The organism is Lysinibacillus sp. DFXJR4 (genome assembly GCF_057196045.1).
The window spans coordinates 26,511-47,452 of sequence record NZ_JBXUNW010000020.1 but is presented as its reverse complement, the minus strand read 5'-3'; the positions used below and the strand labels follow the sequence as shown (position 1 = coordinate 47,452).

Annotated in this window: 21 protein-coding genes; 11 read left to right on the top strand and 10 right to left on the bottom strand. The window is 36.4% G+C overall.

The window, feature by feature from the left end:
• Nucleotides 1–15: 15 nt before the first annotated feature.
• Complete coding sequence (locus AC2CGN_RS22910; RefSeq protein WP_484516446.1) at nt 16–705, bottom strand: B3/B4 domain-containing protein; 690 nt, start codon at nt 703–705, stop codon at nt 16–18.
• Between the two features lie 59 nt (nt 706–764).
• On the opposite strand from AC2CGN_RS22910, the gene queG reads away from it, so the two are divergent.
• Nucleotides 765–1,907, top strand: coding sequence for a tRNA epoxyqueuosine(34) reductase QueG (gene queG / locus AC2CGN_RS22905; protein WP_484516444.1), 1,143 nt, complete (start codon nt 765–767; stop codon nt 1,905–1,907).
• A 190-nt stretch (nt 1,908–2,097) separates the two neighbouring features.
• Nucleotides 2,098–2,571 carry a tRNA (uridine(34)/cytosine(34)/5-carboxymethylaminomethyluridine(34)-2'-O)-methyltransferase TrmL gene (trmL, locus tag AC2CGN_RS22900; protein WP_484516442.1) on the top strand — a complete coding sequence of 158 codons (474 nt, stop codon included), beginning with the start codon at nt 2,098–2,100 and terminating at the stop codon, nt 2,569–2,571.
• Nucleotides 2,572–2,688: 117 nt separating this feature from the next.
• On the opposite strand, the gene AC2CGN_RS22895 is transcribed toward trmL, so the two are convergent.
• A complete protein-coding gene (locus tag AC2CGN_RS22895) occupies nt 2,689–3,534 on the bottom strand; it encodes a VOC family protein (protein ID WP_484516440.1) in 846 nt (281 codons plus the stop codon).
• Nucleotides 3,535–4,055: 521 nt separating this feature from the next.
• On the opposite strand from AC2CGN_RS22895, the gene AC2CGN_RS22890 reads away from it, so the two are divergent.
• Nucleotides 4,056–4,229 (top strand): hypothetical protein, encoded by a 174-nt coding sequence (locus AC2CGN_RS22890; protein WP_283869561.1) that lies wholly within the window; start codon nt 4,056–4,058, stop codon nt 4,227–4,229.
• A gap of 100 nt (nt 4,230–4,329) precedes the next feature.
• Nucleotides 4,330–5,160 (top strand): aldo/keto reductase, encoded by an 831-nt coding sequence (locus AC2CGN_RS22885; RefSeq protein WP_484516438.1) that lies wholly within the window; start codon nt 4,330–4,332, stop codon nt 5,158–5,160.
• Between the two features lie 148 nt (nt 5,161–5,308).
• Here the strand turns inward: AC2CGN_RS22885 and AC2CGN_RS22880 are convergent, their stop codons facing one another.
• The 3 genes from AC2CGN_RS22880 to AC2CGN_RS22870 all read right to left on the bottom strand — a co-directional run bounded on the left by AC2CGN_RS22880 (nt 5,309) and on the right by AC2CGN_RS22870 (nt 9,069).
• A complete protein-coding gene (locus tag AC2CGN_RS22880; RefSeq protein WP_484516436.1) occupies nt 5,309–7,483 on the bottom strand; it encodes a 5'-nucleotidase C-terminal domain-containing protein in 2,175 nt (724 codons plus the stop codon).
• Between the two features lie 265 nt (nt 7,484–7,748).
• Entirely contained in the window at nt 7,749–8,588 is an 840-nt protein-coding gene (locus AC2CGN_RS22875) for an RluA family pseudouridine synthase (RefSeq protein ID WP_484516434.1), read from the bottom strand.
• A 55-nt stretch (nt 8,589–8,643) separates the two neighbouring features.
• Nucleotides 8,644–9,069, bottom strand: a complete 426-nt coding sequence (locus AC2CGN_RS22870; RefSeq protein WP_283869557.1) for a disulfide oxidoreductase — start codon at nt 9,067–9,069, stop codon at nt 8,644–8,646.
• Nucleotides 9,070–9,264: 195 nt separating this feature from the next.
• Here AC2CGN_RS22870 and AC2CGN_RS22865 point away from each other — a divergent pair, with 195 nt between their 5' ends.
• Nucleotides 9,265–10,380, top strand: a complete 1,116-nt coding sequence (locus AC2CGN_RS22865) for a GAF domain-containing sensor histidine kinase (protein ID WP_054771988.1) — start codon at nt 9,265–9,267, stop codon at nt 10,378–10,380.
• Between the two features lie 11 nt (nt 10,381–10,391).
• Entirely contained in the window at nt 10,392–11,039 is a 648-nt protein-coding gene (locus AC2CGN_RS22860; RefSeq protein WP_283869556.1) for a response regulator, read from the top strand.
• A gap of 201 nt (nt 11,040–11,240) precedes the next feature.
• Here the strand turns inward: AC2CGN_RS22860 and AC2CGN_RS22855 are convergent, their stop codons facing one another.
• Complete coding sequence (locus AC2CGN_RS22855; RefSeq protein ID WP_429988071.1) at nt 11,241–12,359, bottom strand: response regulator; 1,119 nt, start codon at nt 12,357–12,359, stop codon at nt 11,241–11,243.
• Between the two features lie 588 nt (nt 12,360–12,947).
• On the opposite strand from AC2CGN_RS22855, the gene AC2CGN_RS22850 reads away from it, so the two are divergent.
• Nucleotides 12,948–13,868, top strand: coding sequence for a helix-turn-helix transcriptional regulator (locus AC2CGN_RS22850; protein WP_429983012.1), 921 nt, complete (start codon nt 12,948–12,950; stop codon nt 13,866–13,868).
• Between the two features lie 82 nt (nt 13,869–13,950).
• A complete protein-coding gene (locus tag AC2CGN_RS22845) occupies nt 13,951–14,691 on the top strand; it encodes an effector binding domain-containing protein (protein WP_484516431.1) in 741 nt (246 codons plus the stop codon).
• An 18-nt stretch (nt 14,692–14,709) separates the two neighbouring features.
• Here AC2CGN_RS22845 and AC2CGN_RS22840 read toward each other — a convergent pair whose 3' ends face one another.
• The 4 genes from AC2CGN_RS22840 to AC2CGN_RS22825 all read right to left on the bottom strand — a co-directional run bounded on the left by AC2CGN_RS22840 (nt 14,710) and on the right by AC2CGN_RS22825 (nt 18,325).
• The gene (locus tag AC2CGN_RS22840; protein ID WP_429983010.1) at nt 14,710–15,618 is read right to left on the bottom strand and encodes a cation diffusion facilitator family transporter; all 909 of its coding nucleotides are present in this window, start codon (nt 15,616–15,618) and stop codon (nt 14,710–14,712) included.
• A 195-nt stretch (nt 15,619–15,813) separates the two neighbouring features.
• A complete protein-coding gene (locus tag AC2CGN_RS22835; protein ID WP_429983009.1) occupies nt 15,814–17,151 on the bottom strand; it encodes a hemolysin family protein in 1,338 nt (445 codons plus the stop codon).
• A 380-nt stretch (nt 17,152–17,531) separates the two neighbouring features.
• Complete coding sequence (locus AC2CGN_RS22830) at nt 17,532–17,948, bottom strand: hypothetical protein (protein ID WP_429983008.1); 417 nt, start codon at nt 17,946–17,948, stop codon at nt 17,532–17,534.
• A 173-nt stretch (nt 17,949–18,121) separates the two neighbouring features.
• Entirely contained in the window at nt 18,122–18,325 is a 204-nt protein-coding gene (locus AC2CGN_RS22825) for a YheE family protein (protein ID WP_054771990.1), read from the bottom strand.
• A 205-nt stretch (nt 18,326–18,530) separates the two neighbouring features.
• Here AC2CGN_RS22825 and AC2CGN_RS22820 point away from each other — a divergent pair, with 205 nt between their 5' ends.
• The 3 genes from AC2CGN_RS22820 to AC2CGN_RS22810 all read left to right on the top strand — a co-directional run bounded on the left by AC2CGN_RS22820 (nt 18,531) and on the right by AC2CGN_RS22810 (nt 20,833).
• The gene (locus AC2CGN_RS22820) at nt 18,531–19,673 is read left to right on the top strand and encodes a DUF445 domain-containing protein (protein ID WP_429983007.1); all 1,143 of its coding nucleotides are present in this window, start codon (nt 18,531–18,533) and stop codon (nt 19,671–19,673) included.
• Between the two features lie 17 nt (nt 19,674–19,690).
• Nucleotides 19,691–20,035: a YlbF family regulator gene (locus AC2CGN_RS22815; RefSeq protein WP_429983006.1), complete on the top strand. Its 345-nt coding sequence runs from the start codon at nt 19,691–19,693 to the stop codon at nt 20,033–20,035.
• Between the two features lie 138 nt (nt 20,036–20,173).
• Nucleotides 20,174–20,833, top strand: coding sequence for a ribonuclease H family protein (locus AC2CGN_RS22810; protein ID WP_286926940.1), 660 nt, complete (start codon nt 20,174–20,176; stop codon nt 20,831–20,833).
• Nucleotides 20,834–20,942 lie beyond the last annotated feature (109 nt).

Here is a 20,942-nt window from a genome sequence, read left to right as displayed (position 1 = left end):
TCAAACACGTCCTTTTTAAAGTGTCGTTGCCGGTACTACGTTTGTTAATAGGGTAACTTTATAGTCGCCTCCATGAATTTGGTTAAACATTTTTCCTGCTGAGGCTAAGAGCTTAGTTGCATTTTCTTCTGTTAAGGATGGTCGAAGGTAGAAAATCTGTAGTGCCTCAGTCGTCTCTTCTGAAACAGAAGTACGCTTAGAATCGACAAATGGTGACCCGAATGCTCCTTCTGCATCATAGCTATAAAGAATTTTATTTAATGAATTAAAGCGTCCATTTAAGCCTTCATAGCCAGTATCTTCATTGCCCAATGCAATTTCTATATCTCCTTGTAGTTTATCTACATCATATAAGCCTACTGGAATTTCATATTGGAGGGAAAAGAAATTATTTAAATCTACACCTGAATGGTAGGGTGTTAAATAATTTTGTTTACTAATACGACGCATTAAGCTTTCTGCTGAGTGACGGTATCGATTTGGATCAGCACCAAGCTTTTTCCAGAGACGTCGCCATTCTGCAATTCCTTCACGTTGCGTAACAGGATTCTCCTGCACTTCTAGATAGAGATTTTCTTGATACAATTGCATACGACCCTTAATCATTTGAGGCGATTCTGCTACAACAATTTTGGTATAATGGATAATGCCGAATTTTAGCTCGGGATGTTGTGTCAATAGGGATTGATTAATTGATATATCCATAAAACACCACCTACTTTATCTATTTCTATTATTGTATCATGTAAGGAGTTGGAAATAAAATGAACATACATGACCTGCAACATGAGTTTGTAGCGTATGCAATGTCCATTGGTATAGACAAAATTGGCTTTACAACAGCAGCTCCATTTACAGAATTGAAAAATCGACTGCGCCGCCAGCAGGAACTTGGCTATCAGTCCGGCTTTGAGGAAAGTGATATTGAAAAACGAACTGAACCCCTACAATTGTTAGATGGAGCAGAGAGTATAGTGGCGATAGCTGTAGCCTATCCGTCGCGTATGCAGAATGCACCTGTTGGCAAAAAAGGAGCAAGACGCGGGATTTTTTGCCGTGCTTCTTGGGGAATCGATTATCATACAGCCTTACGTGAACGATTGACATTACTATCGGCTTGGCTAAAAGAGCGAGTAGAGGGTGTCCGTATCGAATCAATGGTGGATACGGGTGCTCTAGTTGATAGAGCAGTTGCTGAACGTGCGGGAATAGGCTGGAGCGGGAAAAACTGCGCCATTATTACACCCGAATTTGGTTCCTATGTCTATTTAGGAGAGCTTGTCACAAACATCCCCTTTGCACCAGATAAGCCTATGGAGGATGAATGTGGAGACTGCCGCTTATGTTTAGATGTTTGTCCAACAGGAGCGTTAATAGAGGGAGGGCAACTAAATGCTCAGCGCTGTATTGCCTTTTTAACGCAAACAAAGGGAACACTGCCTGATGAGTTTCGCACACATATTGGCAATCGATTGTATGGCTGTGATACATGTCAGACCGTATGTCCGAAAAATAAAGGCAAAATCAATTGGATACATGAGGAATTTAAACCAGATCCAGAGCTGGCCAAGCCATTGCTGACGCCTCTTTTGAAGATTTCAAATCGTGAGTTTAAAGATAAGTTTGGACATATTTCTGGCTCATGGCGGGGGAAGAAGCCCATTCAACGTAACGCTATATTGGCCCTTGCCCATTTTAAAGAAGAAGCGGCTGTACCAGATTTAATTGCACTTCTAGAAAAGGATGATCGTCCTGTTATTCGAGGGACAGCAGCATGGGCTTTAGGTAGGATAGGCGGGAAAGAAGCCCATTCCGCATTATTTCAGGCGAAGGGTAAGGAAAGTAACGAAGAGGTACGCATTGAAATCGACAAAGGGTTACAATTTTTTAATAGGGTGAATGAGTGAATATCTCTCAGGATAACTTGATAAAGGGAGCACTTCATGTGAGGGTCAACGCTTGAAAAGTGTGGTATACCGTTCAATTTTGGGGAGAAATCGCTCAAAAAATTAATGACAGAGAAGCACCAACCTAACAGTAGGCTTTAAGATAAGAATTACTTTTACATTTGAAATTTTTAATAAGGAAGTGTACCTTATGCCATTGCATATCGTTTTATATCAACCAGAGATACCAGCAAATACAGGTAATATTGCACGTACCTGTGCCGGAACAAATACCTCACTACATTTAATTCGTCCTCTTGGCTTTTCTACAGACGATAAAATGCTGAAGCGTGCTGGGTTAGATTACTGGCATAGTGTCAATGTTGTGTATCACGATTCACTAGAGGATTTTTTAGAAGCATCAAAAAATGGTGATGTTTATTTAATTGAAACATATAGTGAAGAGCCATTCACAACACATGATTTTAGTGATAGAGACAGCGATATTTATTTTATGTTCGGAAAAGAAACAACAGGTTTGCCAAAGGATTTTGCTTACGAGCGTCGACATATGTGCTTGAGAATTCCACAGAGTGAGCATGTACGTTCACTGAATCTGTCGAATACAGCGGCTATTGTTATATATGAAGCATTACGGCAACAAGGTTACCCAGGGCTACATTAAAAAAGGCAGTTCTCCAACATGTGAGAACTGCCTTTTTTGGATAGCACCTTAAAACTGACGGATAGAATCCAAAAAGAGGGTGATAAAATTCAAAAACTGACGGATAGAATGTCCTTCCTAAAATTTTAATAAAATTTTATTTCCAGCAGGGTCCTCTGTTTGGAAACCCCCAGCTATATCAGTAACAGGAGCATCAATAGCACGAAGATTTTCTTTCATTGTTGCTACTTGTTGTTCATTATCTAAACGCAAAGAAAAGGTTTTTAAGCCGACTTGATGTTCACCAAGTTTTGGCGCATTTTCTGAGTACCAAGTATTTAAGCCGATGTGATGGTGATAGCGGCCTGTAGAAATAAATAATGCTTGTGTGCCATAGCGTGTGACAATGTCAAAACCTAATCCTTTTGTATAAAATTCCTCTGCTTCTGTTAAGTTAGATACAGATAAATGAATATGACCCATTACTGTACCAGTAGGAAGTCCACTCCATGTATCATTACCTTCTGCTAATATCGATTGAATATTAAGCGGTTCAGTAACCATATGCACTTGGTTAGAATGCCAAGTCCATTTATCTTCAGGTCGATCAGCATAAATTTCAATGCCATTTTTATCAGGATCACTTAAATAGAGCGCTTCACTGACATCGTGGTCAGATGCCCCAAAATATACACCATTTTTATGAAAATGACTAATAACATTTGCTAAATCACGACGTGAGGGCAATAGAAGTGCGAAATGGTAAAGTCCAGTAGTAAATCTCGTTTTTTCTTCTATAGTTTCAGGTTGAACGATTGTTAGTAAAGCTGTTTTTCCATCTGCAGTGAAAGTGGCTTTATGGGATTCTTGGTGTAAGACTTTAAAGCCAATAACCTCCTGATAATAGGTTAATGAACGTTGTAAGTCGCTCACTTTAATTTCAACATTAGTGACATAAGTGTTTGGTTTTTCATGAAAATGCATAATGACCCCTCCATATATTTAAAAGTTATCTTTTGTTATCAACTTACTTTATGTAAGTAAGTTTATTTTAAAAAGTACATAAAGTCAAGAATTTTATTTATCTTCATTCAGCAAATGTTTTTGTATTGAAAGCAAATCGACAGATGTTTTATCGCGTAAGCGTAGCGGCAGCTATAATTACGCCAAGGCGAAATAAAAAAGAGAAGTACCTGAAGTGGTTCTTCTCGTGGAATATAAGGAAAATCACTAAGCAATTCATATGCTTAGTGATTTTCTAGAGGTATTATTTGTCTGATTTGTAGTCGCCTTCGTAACCAGCAGTGAAAATAGCAGATAAGAATGCAATAGTTACACCAAGAATTAATATTAATTTCATGGAAGAACCCTCCTCATGTTTATAAAGACATCTTCATTTAGTATAGCTTATCTACTAGAAAAATAAAATGACATAGTGAAATAAAATATGGCAGAAATGGTTCAGTCATATTAATTTAGGGAACACTATTAGAGAGGTGATGATAATGGAAAAAAAGGTTCCGAATATCGAAAACGGCACAATGGCTAGAAATTTTAAAGATTTGCATGATTTAGGAAAGCAGATGGAGCATTTACGTGATGGCTTAGAGCTAGTGGAGGACGAACGTATTCCAGATCCTATCCAAGTAGACGACCCTGAAGAAGAGAAAAAGGACTAGGTTTTTAATGGCGTAGATATGACCTCTCAAGAATTTTCCTTATTTTCTTAAAACCAATTTTTTGTATAATGGAACTAGGAAAAGAAAGGGGTTGTTATTCTTGAATTTACAATCAACAAAAACATTAACAAATGGTATAGAAATGCCTCGCTTAGGTTTAGGTGTCTATAAAATGATAGAGCGTGATGAAACATTGCAAGCTATTGATAAAGCACTTAAATTTGGTTATCGAGCAATTGATACCGCCTCTCTTTATGGTAACGAAGAGGAAGTGGGCGAAGCCATTCGCTATTCAGGCGTTAAGCGTGAGGATATATTTGTTACAACAAAGGTTTGGAATAATGACCAAGGTTATGATGAAACGTTACGAGCTTTTGAAGTGTCGTTGAAAAAATTAAATATGGATTATTTAGATTTGTATTTAACACATTGGGCAGTACCTGAAACATTTGAAGAAACGTATCGAGCCATTGAACGTCTATACGATGAAAAGTTAATTCGGGCAACAGGTGTTTCGAATCATCATGAGCATCATCTACAAAAGCTATTAGCAAAAGCAAATATTCAGCCGATGGTTAATCAAGTTGAGGAGCATCCATATTTACAGCAAAATGATTTAAGAGCTTACTGTAGTGAGCATGATATTGCTGTGACTGCATGGTCTCCACTAGGGCGTGGCGGTGTGCTCGATAACACAGTTATTACAAGGATTGGACAAGAAATTGGCAAAACAGCTGCTCAGGTAGTACTACGCTGGCATTTACAAAGAGATACCCTAATTATTCCTAAATCTGTTACACCAAGTCGTATTGAGGAAAATGCACAGGTTTTTGATTTCGAGTTATCCTTAGCACAGATGGATCAAATAGCTGCTTTAAACCGTAATGAACGCTTTGGGCAGGATCCAGATAATTTCAAATTCAATTTTTAACTATTTAAATTTAGCTGATCCCGCTCTTCTAAATAAGAGGGCACTAAAAAGCTAACTTTTTATATTAGAAATCTGTCTTTTGTTAAATTGGAAAATTAAAAAAAGTCGATTTGCACCATATTGAAGCAAATCGACTTTTTCAGTTATATTATTTTGATTCTTTTACATAAGGAATATAGTTAGAAAGCATTTTTGCCATATGAGCACGTGTAGCGTTATTGCTTGGCATAAACTTACCATTTGAACCATTAACAATCTTTAAGTCTTTCATAAGTGCAATTGCCTCTTGAGTTTCAATGTTGTATTTGGCAATATCACTGAAATCAGCTTTTAGTCCAGCTTTTGCATCATGTTGAAGATTGTATGCACGAGCAAACATTAATGCAAGTTGAGCACGAGTTACTTTTGTATTAGGATTGAATTTACCATTTACACCTTTAACAATGCCTGCTTCGGCAAGAGCAGTGATTTCCTTTTGTGTTGCAGGATTTACATTTCCAAGATCCGTAAATGTTGTTTTGCCTTTTGCCTCCAGCTTTAATGCACGTGCGATAAATGAAGCGGCCTGAGCACGAGTTAAGTTAGCATTTGGAGAATATGTTGTTGCAGTCGTACCATTTGTTAAATCTCGGTAATAAAGATCACGTACATAGCCCTCTGTTTCGGAGCCTTTTGCGATATCTGTAAATGGAATTGTTGCGATAATACGTCCTTCTACTTTTGGATCAACATTTTTCAATGTAGTTAAGTGTTCGATAAACATTTCATAATCAATTGTACCAGGCTCACTTACACGGCCATCGGCATAGGCTTTTTCAAGTGTTTCGTAGCCGTCTCCACCTTTAGCAGTAAAGGTATTCGTTGCAGCTTTATAGTATGTTGCTTTGTCTAGCTCTTTACCATTTAATTTAATAGATTTTACACGTTTACCAGCCGGAGCTTTTCCATCAAATTCTACTTGTAAGCCAGAGAAGTGTAAGAAGCCACCAGATTCTTTTGGAAATTCTTTTACACTATGTTCGGCAATGTCATAGATTTCAGCTCCTGTTAGTTTTACAATACCAAGTGCATTACCGAAAGGCATGACAGTCATTACTTCACCAACTGTAATATCTCCTGCATCAATGCCTGCACGGATACCACCGCCATTTTGGAAGGCAAATTGTACTTCTGGGTCAATTTTCTTGGCACCCGCCAGCATACCATCTGTAATTAGGTTTCCAAGGTTTGTTTCACCAGCACGAACGCCCCAAAGACCACGTTTACCATCCAATACTGAAACAGCTGTATTACCTGTAGATTGTTGTTTAACAGCAGTAATTTTGTCTGTATATGGAGCTAAAATTTTAGCTGCTTCAGGGTCTGCTGCAACCGGATTATCTTTATCGTTTAAAGCGTGTAATTGACCAAAGTATTTAACAACAGCACCATTATCATCAAACGTTAAATCAAGCTCACCTAAATTCTCACTATATTGACCTGTTTGAACGATAATTGTAGGATTTTTAAATGATGTTTCTGCTTTCACAGCTTTGTCTAATTTAGTATGTGTATGGCCACCAACAATTACATCAATACCTTCTACAGCTGCCGCTAGTAATTGATCGTTATCGAAATCTTTTGAATCATCGAATCCTAAATGAGTCACAGCAACAATTTTATTAACACCTTGTTTTTCAAATTCTGCTACTGCTTTTTTTGCAGAGTCGATATAATTGGCAAATTGAACATTAGCAACGCTTGAAATAGAAGGAGTTTCTTCAGTTGTTAAACCAAAAATACCTACTTTTTCTCCATCGACTTCTTTAATAATACCGTTATAAATTTTACCTTTTTCGAAGTCTTTTGTGACAGTTTTAAATTGTAAGCCATCAAATAAAGAATCCTTTGAAAAGTCTAGGTTTGCGCTTAATATTGGGAAATCGGCTCCCTTTACAAATTTAGCGAGTGCAGCATGTCCCTCTGGGCTTGACCCTAAATCAAACTCGTGGTTTCCAAAAGTCATGGCATCATAACCCATTAAGTTCATTAACTTCATATCAACTTCTCCAGAGAATTGATTGAAGTAGAGTGTACCTGAGAAAACATCACCAGCATCTAGTAGAAGAGTGTTAGCGTTTGCAGCGCGAAGCTCCTTTACTTTTGTAGCACGCTGTGGAGCAGCTTCAACATGTGCATGTGTATCATTGGAATGTAAAATTGTTAGTTTGAAACCATCCTTTGTAGCTGCAGGTGCTGTTTCCGCTGCATGAGCTGCAAAACCTGGAGTTGCTAATAAACTAGCAACTAGAGTTGTTGCTGCAATACTTTTAACCCATTTCATCAATGAATTCCTCCCTCATAATATGTCAGATGACTGACAATTTACTCTTATTCTATCATGAAAGAAATTCTTCGTCATTACCATTAATGGTAAATGTATATTAAATTTGTTGTAAAAAATAGATTAAGAAATATCAAATAATATATTTATACTTTTTTTGAAGTATAAGTAAAATTTTTTACCTCAAAAAAGCGCGGGAAATCAACCTTTTTGATTTCCTGCGCTTTTTAAGATTTTGAGCAACTCACTAAACCTAAGCAAAGGTTTACTGTTTGTCCTTTACAACAATTTGCTTATTTAAAAATGGATGTTCAAATTCTAATTGGATGGCATGAAGCTCATAGTCTCCACTTGCTGTTTCTCTTGCACCATACATTGTATCACCAATAATAGGATGCCCAATATAAGCTAAATGCACTCGGATTTGATGTGTTCTACCTGTTTCAAGGATGAGATGGACAATACAAGAACTTTTAAAGCGGGCTACTACCTCATAGTGGGTGACTGCACGCTGACCAGTTTTGGAGACAACACGTCTTGTTGCGTGATGCCGATCTTTCCCAATGGGTTCAGTGATTGTACCTGTAGAAGCTTGTAAATTTCCTTGTACCTCTGCAGCATATGTGCGAATAATAGATTTTTCTTCAATCATACGATCAAAGATTGACTTTGCAAGAGGATGCTTTGCCACCAGCAATAAACCTTGTGTGCCTCTATCCAGTCGATGGACATGCTCTGCATAAACTCCACCTTGCTTTTTAATATGTGCCATAACATGGTTCATACAAGTATGAGTATCACGAGCATCATTTGGATGTGTTGCCATACCTTTTGGTTTGGAAACAATTAAGCAATGGTCATCCTCATAAATAATATCAATTGCACATACTGGTGTAGGCTGATAATTGGATGAAGGTATCGGAAACGAAAATTTTAAAATTGTACCTGATTGAAGTGGGGCTTTCCATTGAACAGGCTCATCGTTCACTGTTGTAATTGCTTTTGACATTCGTAATTCATGGACTAATTTTTTACCAAGTCGCCAATGATTACGTAGCAGTTCCTCAATAGTTAAATCATCTTCATTAATTTCATAATGAAACATAAATCATCCTCCGTAGAAAAAACCGTATTCCCAATTGTAGAACACGGTCTCTTAATTATTTTGCAGCTTTTACAGCCTTCATTACATAAAAGCTTGCCCCTGCAATTAAAATAAATGCAGTTAGTGCTAAAAATGGGATTGTGATAAAGCCTAACCAATTAATATATTGACCAGTACAGGAAACAAGACCACAAGAAGGAGCGGTATCTGCTAAAAAACTAAGCTTTTGAATTCCGTAATGATAAAGAGATACACTGCCACCCATAATGGCAAAAACAGCTGTTGTAGCTGCAATACGTGCATTTTTTTGTATAAAAGCAATTGTTGTCATAATGACAATTGGATACATGAAAATACGCTGAATCCAACACATTTTACAAGGTTCATAGTGACGAATTTCAGAAAAGTATAAGGACCCTAGTGTTGCAACGACAGAGACAATCCAAATAAATAATAAACCATTTTCTACTTTTTTAGACATATCTATTCTCCCCTTTATTAAACCATATCCTTGTACGATTATAGTTCTTCTAGTTTTATAAGTAAATTAACTTACGCAAAATAAGGCATAACTTTTTAAAAGAATTTCAGTCTAAAGTATGAACGGGTCAGGCAGACGTTTGAGACTTTGAAATGTTATCATTAACATTAGTAATGCCGAAGAAGAGGTGTTTTTGTGAGAGAGAATGAGCATTCGAATATCAGTATTTTAAAAGAGATTGCAGAGCTATTAAATGAAGAAACTGAAATAGTGACAATGCTAAAGGGTGCACTTGTGAGATTTTTAAATGGGACAAATTTTGAAACAGGCTGGATTTTTTTTATCAATGAGAAAGGACGATCAGAGCTTGTTGTACACGAAAATTTACCAGATGCATTGGAATTCAAAAACTGCCATTACTTAAAAAAGGGAGGCTGCTGGTGTGTTTCCCGCTATCGTAATGAGGAATTAAAGAAAGCCTCCAATATTATTGAATGCCAGCGCATTGAAAGTGCGATTGCAGCGAATGTCGGGGATCATGAGGGTATTACACACCATGCTACAGTGCCTCTCCAGTCAGGACAAGAACGTTTTGGGGTCTTAAATGTTGCCTCAAAGGATAAAGTGCGTTTTTCTGAGGAGGAGCTAGCTTTACTTGAATCTGTTGCTTTTCAGATGGGGTCAGCTATTAAGCGAATTTTACTGACAAAGCAGGAACAAGAAATGGCACTCGTAAAGGAGCGTAACCGTCTAGCTAGAGATTTACATGATTCGGTTAATCAGCTGCTTTTTTCAGTTACTCTAACAGCGAGAGCCGGTATTGAAATGACAAATGATCAAGCTATTAAAGAAACATTTAAGGAAATTCAACATTTAACACAGGATGCCTTAACGGAGATGCGAGCATTAATTTGGCAGCTTCGTCCAAAGGGTTTAGAAAATGGTTTGCTTGAAGCGATTAAAGTATATGCTGAAATGCTCGGCTTAAAGTTGCATGTAACAGTTTCAGGTGTATTGCAATTCCCCTCTCGTATTGAAGAAACGTTATTTCGGGTAGCACAAGAAGCACTTAATAATGTACGTCGTCACGCAGGTGTGCTGGAAGCAGCATTATATATAACGGTTACATCTACAGACATTTTGCTTGTGATTCGTGATGAGGGACGAGGCTTTGTCATCGATAATAACACGAAGTTACTTTCAATGGGGTTGCAGTCAATAAAGGATCGTGCAAAATCAGTTGGCGGTGCAGCTGATTGGGTTAGTGAAATTGGCAAAGGAACAGAGCTGTTAATCCGTTTGCCATATTAGGAGGGAAGAGAATGATACGTGTATTAATTGCAGATGATCACCATGTAGTACGTCGTGGATTATTATTTTTTTTAAAAACGCAGAAAGACATTGAAGTGGTAGGGGAAGCAAAAAATGGACTGGAGGCAGTTGCTTTAGCAGAAAGCATACAACCAGATATTATCCTTATGGATTTAGTCATGCCTGAAATGGATGGTATTCAGGCTACTAAGCGCATTAAAGCGAAATTGCCACAAATTGAAATTTTGATGCTTACAAGCTTTTCGGATCGGGATCATGTCGTTCCAGCTATGGAGGCAGGTGCCGCTGGTTATCAATTAAAAGATATAGAACCAGATGAGTTGGTATTGTCTATTCGTCGAATAATGCGTGGCGAAAATACTCTTCACCCAGAGGCCACATCAACGCTAGAAATGGATCGACAAGAATCTGAAAATGCACCTCATGCATTAAACCCACTAACACCTCGTGAACAGGATGTACTTGCAGAGCTAACAAAAGGGAAAAGTAACCGAGAAATTGCTTCCTCCTTATTCGTTACAGAGAAAACTGTAAAAACCCATATATCTAATATTTTCACGAAGCTACAGGTGCAGGATCGAACACAGGCGGCTCTTTATGCTGTAAAGCACGGACTGACAGAGGGTAGTGGTGTGTAAAAGGTAAATTAAAACGGCGAGTTCCTACAAATATGTAGTAGCCCGTCGTTTTTTTATCTTCATTCAGCAAATGTTTTCTGTAGCGAAAGCGAAGCGACAGCTGCAGATGGTTTTTGTATCGAAAGCAAAGCGGCAGATGTTTTATGCGCGTAAGCGTAGCGGCAGTGGCAGCTACAATTACGCCAAGGCGACATTGATTGTTTATTTTTGAATAAAAAATTTATTTGTAATTTCTAGTAATGTTGAGCTTGGCGAAAGGCCTAAATCTTCTTTTAATTTTTGTTCATAGTCTTGAAATACCCTGTATGCCTGTTCGTATAGCCCAGTGTTTATTAAAATGTGTAAATAGTGTTGAAGTTTTTGTTCATTATATGGGTCAAAATCTAGTAGGCTATTTAAGAACTCAAGTGCCTTTGACGTATCCGTTAAGATGGAAGCTTGAAAACCTTTTTCTAATAAATCTATGTATGATTTAGTCAATTTATCTTTATAGGCTGTGGCCCATTCATAATCGTCAAAAATAAGAAGCCCATTTTTATAAATGGAAATACATTGATTAATTAAGGAAATAGGTGGAAACTCCTGCTTTGAAAAATCATCATAATATCTTTGAAAATCATATAAGTCGCAAAGAATATTAGGCTTTTCAAAGATATAATATTTATTGGAAAATATTATACAGTTCGCATAACCTATATTGCTTAAGGTTTTTCTTAAATAAGATAAAGCTGTATGAAGATTCGATTTTGCCCGTACATAGTCTAAATCAGGCCAGAGAATTTCTATTAAATAATCACGGTGAATAGGAATGTTTGGATGTAAAATAAAATATACAAATAATTCCTTTGTTTTCTCCGTTTTGAAGGCAATTAAACTATTGTTGCTATAGGCAGCAAATTGATCGAAACATTGAACGTTTAGCATCGTTTTCGAAGCCTTCTGAATGAGTTGCTGTATGGAATATTCATGCTCAATTCGAGCAATAGCCTTTTCTAAACGAGCATGATTAATTGGTTTAAGTAAATAATCAAGCCCTCCGATATCATATGCCTGTAATGCAAACTCTTGATGGGAAGTTATAAAAATAACACTAACATATGGACGCTCCGTTTTGACGATATCAGCTACTTCCAGTCCAGTCAGTTCATTGAGCTTTACCTCTAAAAAAATTGCCTCAAATTCTAATGTTGGAAGCTCCTGAAGAAATGTCTCTACACTAGTAAAGGTTTTCATCACCTGTATTTGCTGAAATGCTTGTAGTTTATTTTGAAAATAGTGTAAAGCTAGTGGTTCATTGTCTATTAAAACGGCTCTAATCACATCAAAATCTCCTTTTTACAATTAAATTGAAAACCATTAAACTCTAGTTCATTGTGTTTGAAAAGGCTTCCTAATATATAGTGAGCACTAAATAAGTGAATTTCACTTAAAAATAAAAATTTGACACTAAGATTTAGTACTCGTAATTTTACTTTTCATAATCCTATTGAGGTTTCATAAAAACAAAGCACTAAATTCTTTGCCACAAATAGATACTATAGTTTTCAGCGCTCTATAAAGAGGATGGAAGTTTTGTCTGTTGTGTTAAGAGAATTGAAATAATTGTATAAGCGTTTATTATCAAACTATTCTTAGCGAAATCAAATAATTCCTGATAAATTCTTGTATTAAACTTGTTTTTTTCTTATATTGTAAAAATAGTATAATGATTGTAATAATTTATCAGGCGTTATTATAGTACATTCGACTTAAATAAAACTCAAAAAGTACTTAAAAAATACTTAAAAAAGATAGGATATTAGTAATTAAAATGCAAAACAAAATAGTTAATTTGTGATGAAAAATGCTTGATGGATGACTAAAATGACATTATGCAATAAAAATAGTAGCAGCAGGGATGGGTGTAACATGAAATTAGAGCGTCTTTTAATGATGACAATGATTTTAATAAATCGAAAAAAAGTGACGGCACAGGAGCTCGCTGAATTATTTAATGTATCCGTTCGTACCATTTATCGTGATATCGAAACACTTAGCTGTGCTGGAATTCCTGTTTTGAGCCAGCAAGGGGTTAACGGTGGAATAAGTTTGATAGAGGGATATCGTGTCGATAAACAGGTTCTGACAAAGGAGGAGCTTGCCTCACTTTCCATTGCTATTAAAAGTGCACTTACAACCTATGAAGATGCCCATGCGGAAGCAGTGCTCGAAAAATTAACAAGTGTTGCTGATGAAGAAATAAAACAATCCATTGATCAACTATTTATTGATCTTAGCCCTTGGGGACCATCTATTGTTTTTAAGGAGCAGATTACACTATTAAAAAAAGCAATTGAACAGGCACATTGTGTAAGCTTCACCTACTCTACAACACATGGTCAAGTAACCACTCGTTTTTTAGAGCCACATACATTAGTACAAAAAGGAAAGGTATGGTATGTCTACGGTTACTGTACATTAAGAAAAGACTTTCGCTTATTTAAAATAGCTAGAATGAAAAATTTAAAAGATGAGATGATAACCTTCCAGCGCAAAGAAGTTCATTTGTCTGAATTACCGTGGAACAAAGAGTGGCATCGCCCCCAAAATGTCATCAAGCTAAAGCTATTATTCGATACAGCAATAACAACTTTAGTGGAAGAAACATTTGGCGCAGAGCATATAGATCATGAAAATTTAACAGTTAATATTTCATTGCCAGAGGATGAATGGCTATATGGTTTTCTCTTAAGCTTTGGTCACCGTATAAAAGTTATAGAACCGCCCCATGTTAGAGCTATTGTGCAAAAGCGAGCACAGGAAATTCTAGAGCTATATAAAGGTATTTAATTTTTATTTAAAAAAGATGACATACAGCTGTCAGGTTTCCTTTGCTATAGTCGTAACAAATAGTATGAAGGGTGGATGAAATATGCAAAGTTATTGTCAAAGCTGTGGTATGCCATTAGCAAATGAAGCATTGTTAGGAACAGATAAAGAAGGTCAGAAAAGTCAGGACTATTGCATGTATTGTTATGAATTAGGAGAGTTTAAGCAGCCAGGATTGACAGTTGAGGAAATGGTTGAGATTTGTGTACCACATTTAAAGGAAGATGGTATGGCTGAAGAAGAAGCACGCCAAATGTTATCTTCTTTCTTACCAGGTTTAAAAAGATGGAGAAGAGAAGAAATAAAACAACCAACCATGATAGAACGAGAATCATTTCAAATCGTAGGGATTTCAGCTCAAACGAGCAATGCCAATGAAATTACGCCTCAAGCTAAAATTCCTAAATTATGGTCAGATTTTTATCAGCAAGAAGTGATGAGACAAATAAAAAATCCAGTCAATAACGTTATATTCGGTCTATATTCGGACTATGAAACAGATGTTAATGGGGATTATTCAATTACCCTTGGAGTGGAAGTAGCAGCTACAGATGAAATCACACAAGGGATGGTCGTAAAAACAATACCGGCTGCTAAATATTTAGTTTTTACTTCAGATAAAGGGTCAATGCCAGACATTGTAATTAAGGCTTGGCAAGATATCTGGGCTTGGTTTGCCAGCTCAGAAATAGAAAGAGCATACACAGGTGATTTTGAGAGATATGATGAACGATGTGCCAACCCACAAGAAGCACAGGTTGATATTTATATAGCAATCAAATAACAACAAATCTCCTGCCATTTACTTGGTAGGAGATTTGTTGTCGTTTGCTGGAGGAATGATTTCAATATGTGGTTCAATATGCACGAGTACCTGACAGAATCGATTTTCACGAGTAATCGTTTTTTCAATCTCCTCTGTAATACGATGACTTTCAAAGACGTTTAAGTAAGGGTCCACAGTAACGGTTACATCGATAAAGTACATATTGCCATGGGCGCGCCCCTTAAAGTCTAACAACTCGATGACTCCATCAACATTACGAATAAGGACAGACAAAGTCTCAACTTCTTCGATATTAAATGCATCAGTTAGACTTTGAACAGCCTCCCAAAAGATTTCAATTGCTGTTTTAATAATTAGAAGTGCAACGAGAAGTGCAGTAATTGTGTCTATAATAGGAAAGCCGAAAATAGCTCCGAAAATCCCGATTGCTGTACCAATACTTACTAGCGCATCTGAACGATTATCATAGGCTGCTGCCTTTACAGCTGCACTTTTTATTTTTTTAGAAAGTGCTAAATTATAGCGATAAACGATATACATCACTACAGCACTGCCAATTGCGACATAGGCAGTTACTAATGATGGTGCTGTACTAACAGGCTCCCAAAGACCTTTTATCGAATTAATAAGTACCTGTAAGCCAACAATTAACATAATAAATGATGCGACAAGTGAGGCAACTGTTTCGGCACGCAAATGCCCATATTGATGATTAGAGTCAGGTGGAATTTGTGCGATTCGTAATCCAATAAGTACTGCTATAGAGGCGATAATATCAGTAGTATTATTTAATCCATCTGCCTTTAGCGCTTCTGATGCACCAATATAGCCGATTGTTAATTTTATAGAACTTAGTACCAAATATGTTGCGATGGATAACCAAGCACCTTTTTCCCCTTGACGTAAATTTGTATAAAGCTCCATTTTGTTTCCTCCTCGCAAAACTTTCGGGCATTATAAAACGACTCCCTTCTTTGAAAGGGAGTCGTTGCTACAGTTTATCATGTTATTGCTATAAGCTCCCCACCACTATAGGTTGTGAGCTATATACATTTTTTATAGCTTGTATCTGTTTAGTGCGATGTTAATCGTAACACAGTAAATAAAACACTCAAATTTTTAGTCATTTACATCTTCATTTTCATTTGATAAATCACGTTCAGGTAACTTCAGAACTTCTAAGTATAAAATATGGTGACCATCTAATTCTTTTGCGATAAATTCATAGCCTTGTTCTTTAATGCTATCTCCTTCGACTGCATCAAAGCGCTTTGTCATAAACCAACCGCCGATTGTATCTATATCATCATCTTCTATGTCAGTACCTAGCATATCATTTACATTTTCTACTAGCATCTTTGCATCTAAAATAAAATGATCTTCTGCAATTTCTTGTACTTCAGGGATCTCATCCTCATCAAATTCATCTTGAATATCGCCGACAATTTCCTCAATAATATCTTCAATCGTCACTAAACCAGATGTTCCACCATATTCATCCATTAAAATGGCCATATGAATACGTTCACGCTGAATTTTAAGTAGTAAATCGTTAATTTGTGTTGTTTCCATCACACGAATTATCGGCTGCATATAGTCAATCACAGGCTTATCACCATTTGCAGGATCTTTAATGTAAGCGGTTAATAAGTGCTTCATATTAACTAAGCCGATAATATGGTCTTTGTCACCATCGATAACTGGGTAACGGGTATATTGCTCAACGCCCATTAAATCGAATACTTCTCTAATCGTTAGTTCTTTTTCAATACCAACGATTTCAGTACGTGGGACCATGATTTCTTTCGCAAGACGATCAGAGAACTCAAAAATGCTGTTCACATATTCATATTCTGAAGTATTAATTTCTCCACCTTTTAAACTATCCGACAAAATCATACGTAACTCTTCTTCAGTATGGGCTACTTCTGATTCTGACATCATTTTCAAGCCGAAAAGGCCTGTTAAGCCTCGTGCAGATCCGTTTAATAGCTTAATGATTGGATACGTAATGTTGTGGAATAAAATTAATGGGCCAGAAAGATTTAATGTTACAAATTCTGCTTTTTGGATGGCAAGTGTTTTTGGCGCCAATTCCCCCATAACTACATGCATAAACGTTACAATTGAGAATGCAAGTATAAATGAAAGGACAGTAGTAATGTTTTCACTCAAATTTAGAAATTCAAACACTGGATTCAAGATAATCTTAAATGTAGGTTCACCAAGCCAACCTAAACCAAGTGCTGTAATGGTAATACCTAGCTGACATGCCGATAAGTATTCATCTAAATCTGAAATTACACGTTTTGCATTTTTTGCTTTTTTATTCCCTTCGGCAAGCAATTGATCAATACGTGTAGATCTTACTTTAACGATTGCAAATTCAGTTGCAACGAAAAATCCTGTCATTATTATTAGTAGGGCAAATGCCGCCAACCTTATGGTTATTTCCATTATGTCTCCGTCCAAATAATTCCTTTGTCCCCGCCCGAATGAGGGAGGTAAACAAAGTGTACACCTCCTATGATTTAAAAAATTGTTGGATGATTCAATCATAAAATATTTAGATGCAAAACACAAATATTGACAACCACTTTTTATGATCAATCCGTATTTTACTAACGTCAAAATATTGAAAATCAAAAATCATTGTGCTACCTTTAAAAGGAGCAAAGATAGTTTATTTAGAGAAGGAAGCATTTTATCTCATAAAAAACGACACGTCAAAAATCTCAAGAGAGCTTTATCTGCGAATTTTTTAAATGAATTATTTTTAATAGCATCAAACAAAGGAGCCTTCTCAGCAAGTGAGAGGGCTCCTTCTGCTTTAAATACTATTCTTGTTGGAAGCGTAATTTTAAACACGCTTTTTCAACATCATGAAGTGGTTCTTTGAATGGGATTTCGCCTGTAAAGGATGATATGGTAACAGGTGCCTTTTCCGTAATACCTTGCTGTGTTAAAAGATAATTTTTTCCATTAAACGTTAAATACATATTTTTTACAGATTTTTTTCCGAATGAGCTAGTCGGAGTGTCGATTAAGGCTTTTAATTGGCTGCAAAATTCATTGTAAAAATCACTTTTATAGCCAGAAAGTAACTCGAATTTTTTACTATTGATAGTGTCAGCTTCATCTACTAATTCAAAAATTTTAGCAGAAAATTCGGAAAAAACTTCTTTTATTTTTGCACGAATTAATGCTTTTGAATTATAACTGTTTAAGTCATCTAAAAGTGTGACTTTACTCATTGAAATAGCCCCCTGCATACAAAACATTTATTATCAAGTTGATAACATAAATGTATAAGAAAAATGCGGCGATTTCAATAGATGGAAATATTTTTAGCATAAATGATCTGCATTCACTAGTAAAAAATGGGTATATTTAAAAGCTGATTACACGAGAAAGGTACTACTTTTTATTATTCGTACACATGATACAACATAAGCTCATGAATCATTTTTTTAACATCTTCTTCGTTTGGTGGAATAGATCCAGTCCATTGGATATTGCCATCCTTTAAATACTCAGCTGTATAGCGTTCGCGTTGATAGAAGAAAGAAATAGCCCAGCCAGGAAGCTGCGAATTTTCAAATAAAGGCTTAAAATTGAAATGCTGAATCATAAACAAACCCCATTTCTTATATATGTAGTTATTATTATTCAAGGATAGTAGTAAATTTGCAACTATTCCACCTAAAGAAAATGATTGAAAGGTGTTGAATTATCTAGGGGTTTTTCTTTCGCTGAAAATCCTTGCTCTGCTATAATGAGTGCAATAGGCGACAAAATCCGCCAATCGTGAATACAATTGAAATGAGAGGGTACTAATGGATAATTTTCTAGTGACTTTACTATTTATGGCCATTATTGGAGCTGCTATCGGTGGTGTAACGAATCACCTAGCTATAAAAATGCTTTTTCGTCCACATGAAGCAATATATATTAAAAATTGGCGTGTACCATTTACACCAGGACTTATTCCAAAACGACGTGATGAATTAGCGAGGCAGCTTGGACTAACGGTTGTAAATTATTTATTAACACCTGAAACCTTTAGGAAAAAATTCTTTTCTAAAGATATTCAGGACAAAGTAGAACAGTTTGTACAAACAAAGGTAGAAGAAACTATTTTTACAAATGATAAAACGATTCAAGATTGGCTTACATTAGCTGGATTTTCTCATATGCCAACAACAATTGAAAACAAGATTGAAGCAATTGTTGAGGGACAATTTGAGTCGATGAAGAATACATTATCAACGAAGTCAATTCATACACTGTTATCGGCAGATATTCAACAAACAATTGACGCAAAGATTCCAGTAGCAGTTCGTCATATATTAGAGAAGGGTGAGGATTATTTTTTATCACCTGAGGGCGAGTTAACTATAAAAGCAATGATTGATGATTTCCTGTCGTCTAAAGGTTCACTTGGTGGAATGATCAATATGTTTTTAGGTGACTCTTCTTCGCTTGTGGCAAAGGTTCAGCGCGAGCTCATAAAATTCTTGCAGGCACCAGGTACAACAGCATTATTAACGAAAATCTTTACACAGGAGTGGGATAAATTAAAAGAACGCCCTGCGATGGATTTTTTACAGGATATTCGATTTGATTTAATATTAATGAAAGTGCAAGGTTATGTAAAAGAGCAGCTAGCAGTTGAGGAACGCTTGGAACAACCTATTTCATATTACTGGCCAGAGGGTAATACATGGATGAAGGAAACAGTCATTCCTCAGGTTATTGAAAAAGCTTTTGTTAAAGCAGAAGAGAAATTAGAGGATGTATTAAAACGCTTAAATTTACAGGAAATAGTTCGAGAGCAGGTTGATTCTTTCCCTGTGGCGAAGCTAGAGGAGCTTGTGCTAGGCATTTCAAAACGTGAGTTTAAAATGATTACAGTACTAGGTGCAGTTCTTGGTGGCTTGATTGGGATTGTGCAAGGGTTAATTGTCTACTTTATTTAAAAAGGGGAAATAAAAGAATGGTTAATATTTATAATGAAATTAATGCTTTAGAGGCAACTTTCCGTAAAACACCGGAATTCGAAGAGTTGCAAAAGGCGGTTTCAGTTGTAAAGAATGATGAAGAGGCATTAAATGTTTTTAAAAACTTCCGTAAAATTCAAATTGAGCTACAGAAAAAGCAATTAGCGGGTGAGGATTTTTTGGAAGATGAACTAGTGTACGCTCAAAAGGCGTCTCAGCTTGCTCAGCAAAATGAAAAAATATCTTCAATGCTTGAAGCAGAAATGAAATTAAGCAAGGTGATTGAAGAGGTAAATCGTATTTTAGTAAAGCCTATACAAACATTGTATGAGGGAATATAAAGTAACCTTCGCTAATTAAGGGTCTAGGAATAAATAAACTATTATTTGCACATATAACAATTAGGAAAGAAACGTGTCTCCATGTCGAGGCACGTTTTCACTTTATACACTAATTTAAAAAATATGGAGGTAAGTACTATGCATGTAATTATTGAATGGACATATAAGGCGCTAAAGGGTGCAACAACTGTACTCCGTTCAGAAGAAATGCCAGCAGCTCAAGCAGTACTACTAGCTGAGGATATGGAGCGAACAGGGAGAGTTAAATCGTTGCATTGTATTGATCGACAGGAAACAAACTGGTCGCTAAAGGAGCTGAAGGCCTATTTAAAGGAAATTGAGACAGAGCCACATAACATTACTGTTTATTTTGACGGTGGCTTTGATCGCGCTACAAAACAATCAGGGCTAGGATGTGTCATTTATTATGAGCAAAATGGCAAACCATATAGATTAAGAAGAAATGCCTTTTCATCAGAGCTAAATTCCAATAATGAGGCAGAATATGCAGCGCTTTATTTAGGGATCGTTGAGCTTGATTTACTGAATGTGCATCATTTACCTGTTTGTTTCATTGGTGATTCTCAAGTCGTAATTAATCAATTAAGTGGGGAATGGCCTGCGCTGGAAAAGGATTTATCGAGCTGGGCAGATAAAATTGATGCGAAGTTAGAGGATCTTAATATTCAACCAGAATATCAGCTCATTTCCAGGAAAGAGAATTCAGAAGCGGACCGTCTAGCTACACAAGCCTTAAATGGCATAGACATTACAGGATTAAGCGAAACTGAAAGATAGTAACTGAACCATTGTCCAAAAACCATCTTGGTCATTAAATAGACTAGACTAGTAAATGCAATGGACAACCCTTATACGTGTCACACCCCTTTGAATGGGAATTGTAATA

Coding starts and splice junctions, on each gene's coding strand:
- AC2CGN_RS22910 (WP_484516446.1), bottom strand. CDS start 705: ATGGATATATCAATTAATCAATCCCTATTGACACAACATCCCGAGCTA.
- queG (WP_484516444.1), top strand. CDS start 765: ATGAACATACATGACCTGCAACATGAGTTTGTAGCGTATGCAATGTCC.
- trmL (WP_484516442.1), top strand. CDS start 2,098: ATGCCATTGCATATCGTTTTATATCAACCAGAGATACCAGCAAATACA.
- AC2CGN_RS22895 (WP_484516440.1), bottom strand. CDS start 3,534: ATGCATTTTCATGAAAAACCAAACACTTATGTCACTAATGTTGAAATT.
- AC2CGN_RS22890 (WP_283869561.1), top strand. CDS start 4,056: ATGGAAAAAAAGGTTCCGAATATCGAAAACGGCACAATGGCTAGAAAT.
- AC2CGN_RS22880 (WP_484516436.1), bottom strand. CDS start 7,483: ATGAAATGGGTTAAAAGTATTGCAGCAACAACTCTAGTTGCTAGTTTA.
- AC2CGN_RS22875 (WP_484516434.1), bottom strand. CDS start 8,588: ATGTTTCATTATGAAATTAATGAAGATGATTTAACTATTGAGGAACTG.
- AC2CGN_RS22870 (WP_283869557.1), bottom strand. CDS start 9,069: ATGTCTAAAAAAGTAGAAAATGGTTTATTATTTATTTGGATTGTCTCT.
- AC2CGN_RS22860 (WP_283869556.1), top strand. CDS start 10,392: ATGATACGTGTATTAATTGCAGATGATCACCATGTAGTACGTCGTGGA.
- AC2CGN_RS22850 (WP_429983012.1), top strand. CDS start 12,948: ATGAAATTAGAGCGTCTTTTAATGATGACAATGATTTTAATAAATCGA.
- AC2CGN_RS22845 (WP_484516431.1), top strand. CDS start 13,951: ATGCAAAGTTATTGTCAAAGCTGTGGTATGCCATTAGCAAATGAAGCA.
- AC2CGN_RS22840 (WP_429983010.1), bottom strand. CDS start 15,618: ATGGAGCTTTATACAAATTTACGTCAAGGGGAAAAAGGTGCTTGGTTA.
- AC2CGN_RS22835 (WP_429983009.1), bottom strand. CDS start 17,151: ATGGAAATAACCATAAGGTTGGCGGCATTTGCCCTACTAATAATAATG.
- AC2CGN_RS22830 (WP_429983008.1), bottom strand. CDS start 17,948: ATGAGTAAAGTCACACTTTTAGATGACTTAAACAGTTATAATTCAAAA.
- AC2CGN_RS22825 (WP_054771990.1), bottom strand. CDS start 18,325: ATGATTCAGCATTTCAATTTTAAGCCTTTATTTGAAAATTCGCAGCTT.
- AC2CGN_RS22820 (WP_429983007.1), top strand. CDS start 18,531: ATGGATAATTTTCTAGTGACTTTACTATTTATGGCCATTATTGGAGCT.
- AC2CGN_RS22815 (WP_429983006.1), top strand. CDS start 19,691: ATGGTTAATATTTATAATGAAATTAATGCTTTAGAGGCAACTTTCCGT.
- AC2CGN_RS22810 (WP_286926940.1), top strand. CDS start 20,174: ATGCATGTAATTATTGAATGGACATATAAGGCGCTAAAGGGTGCAACA.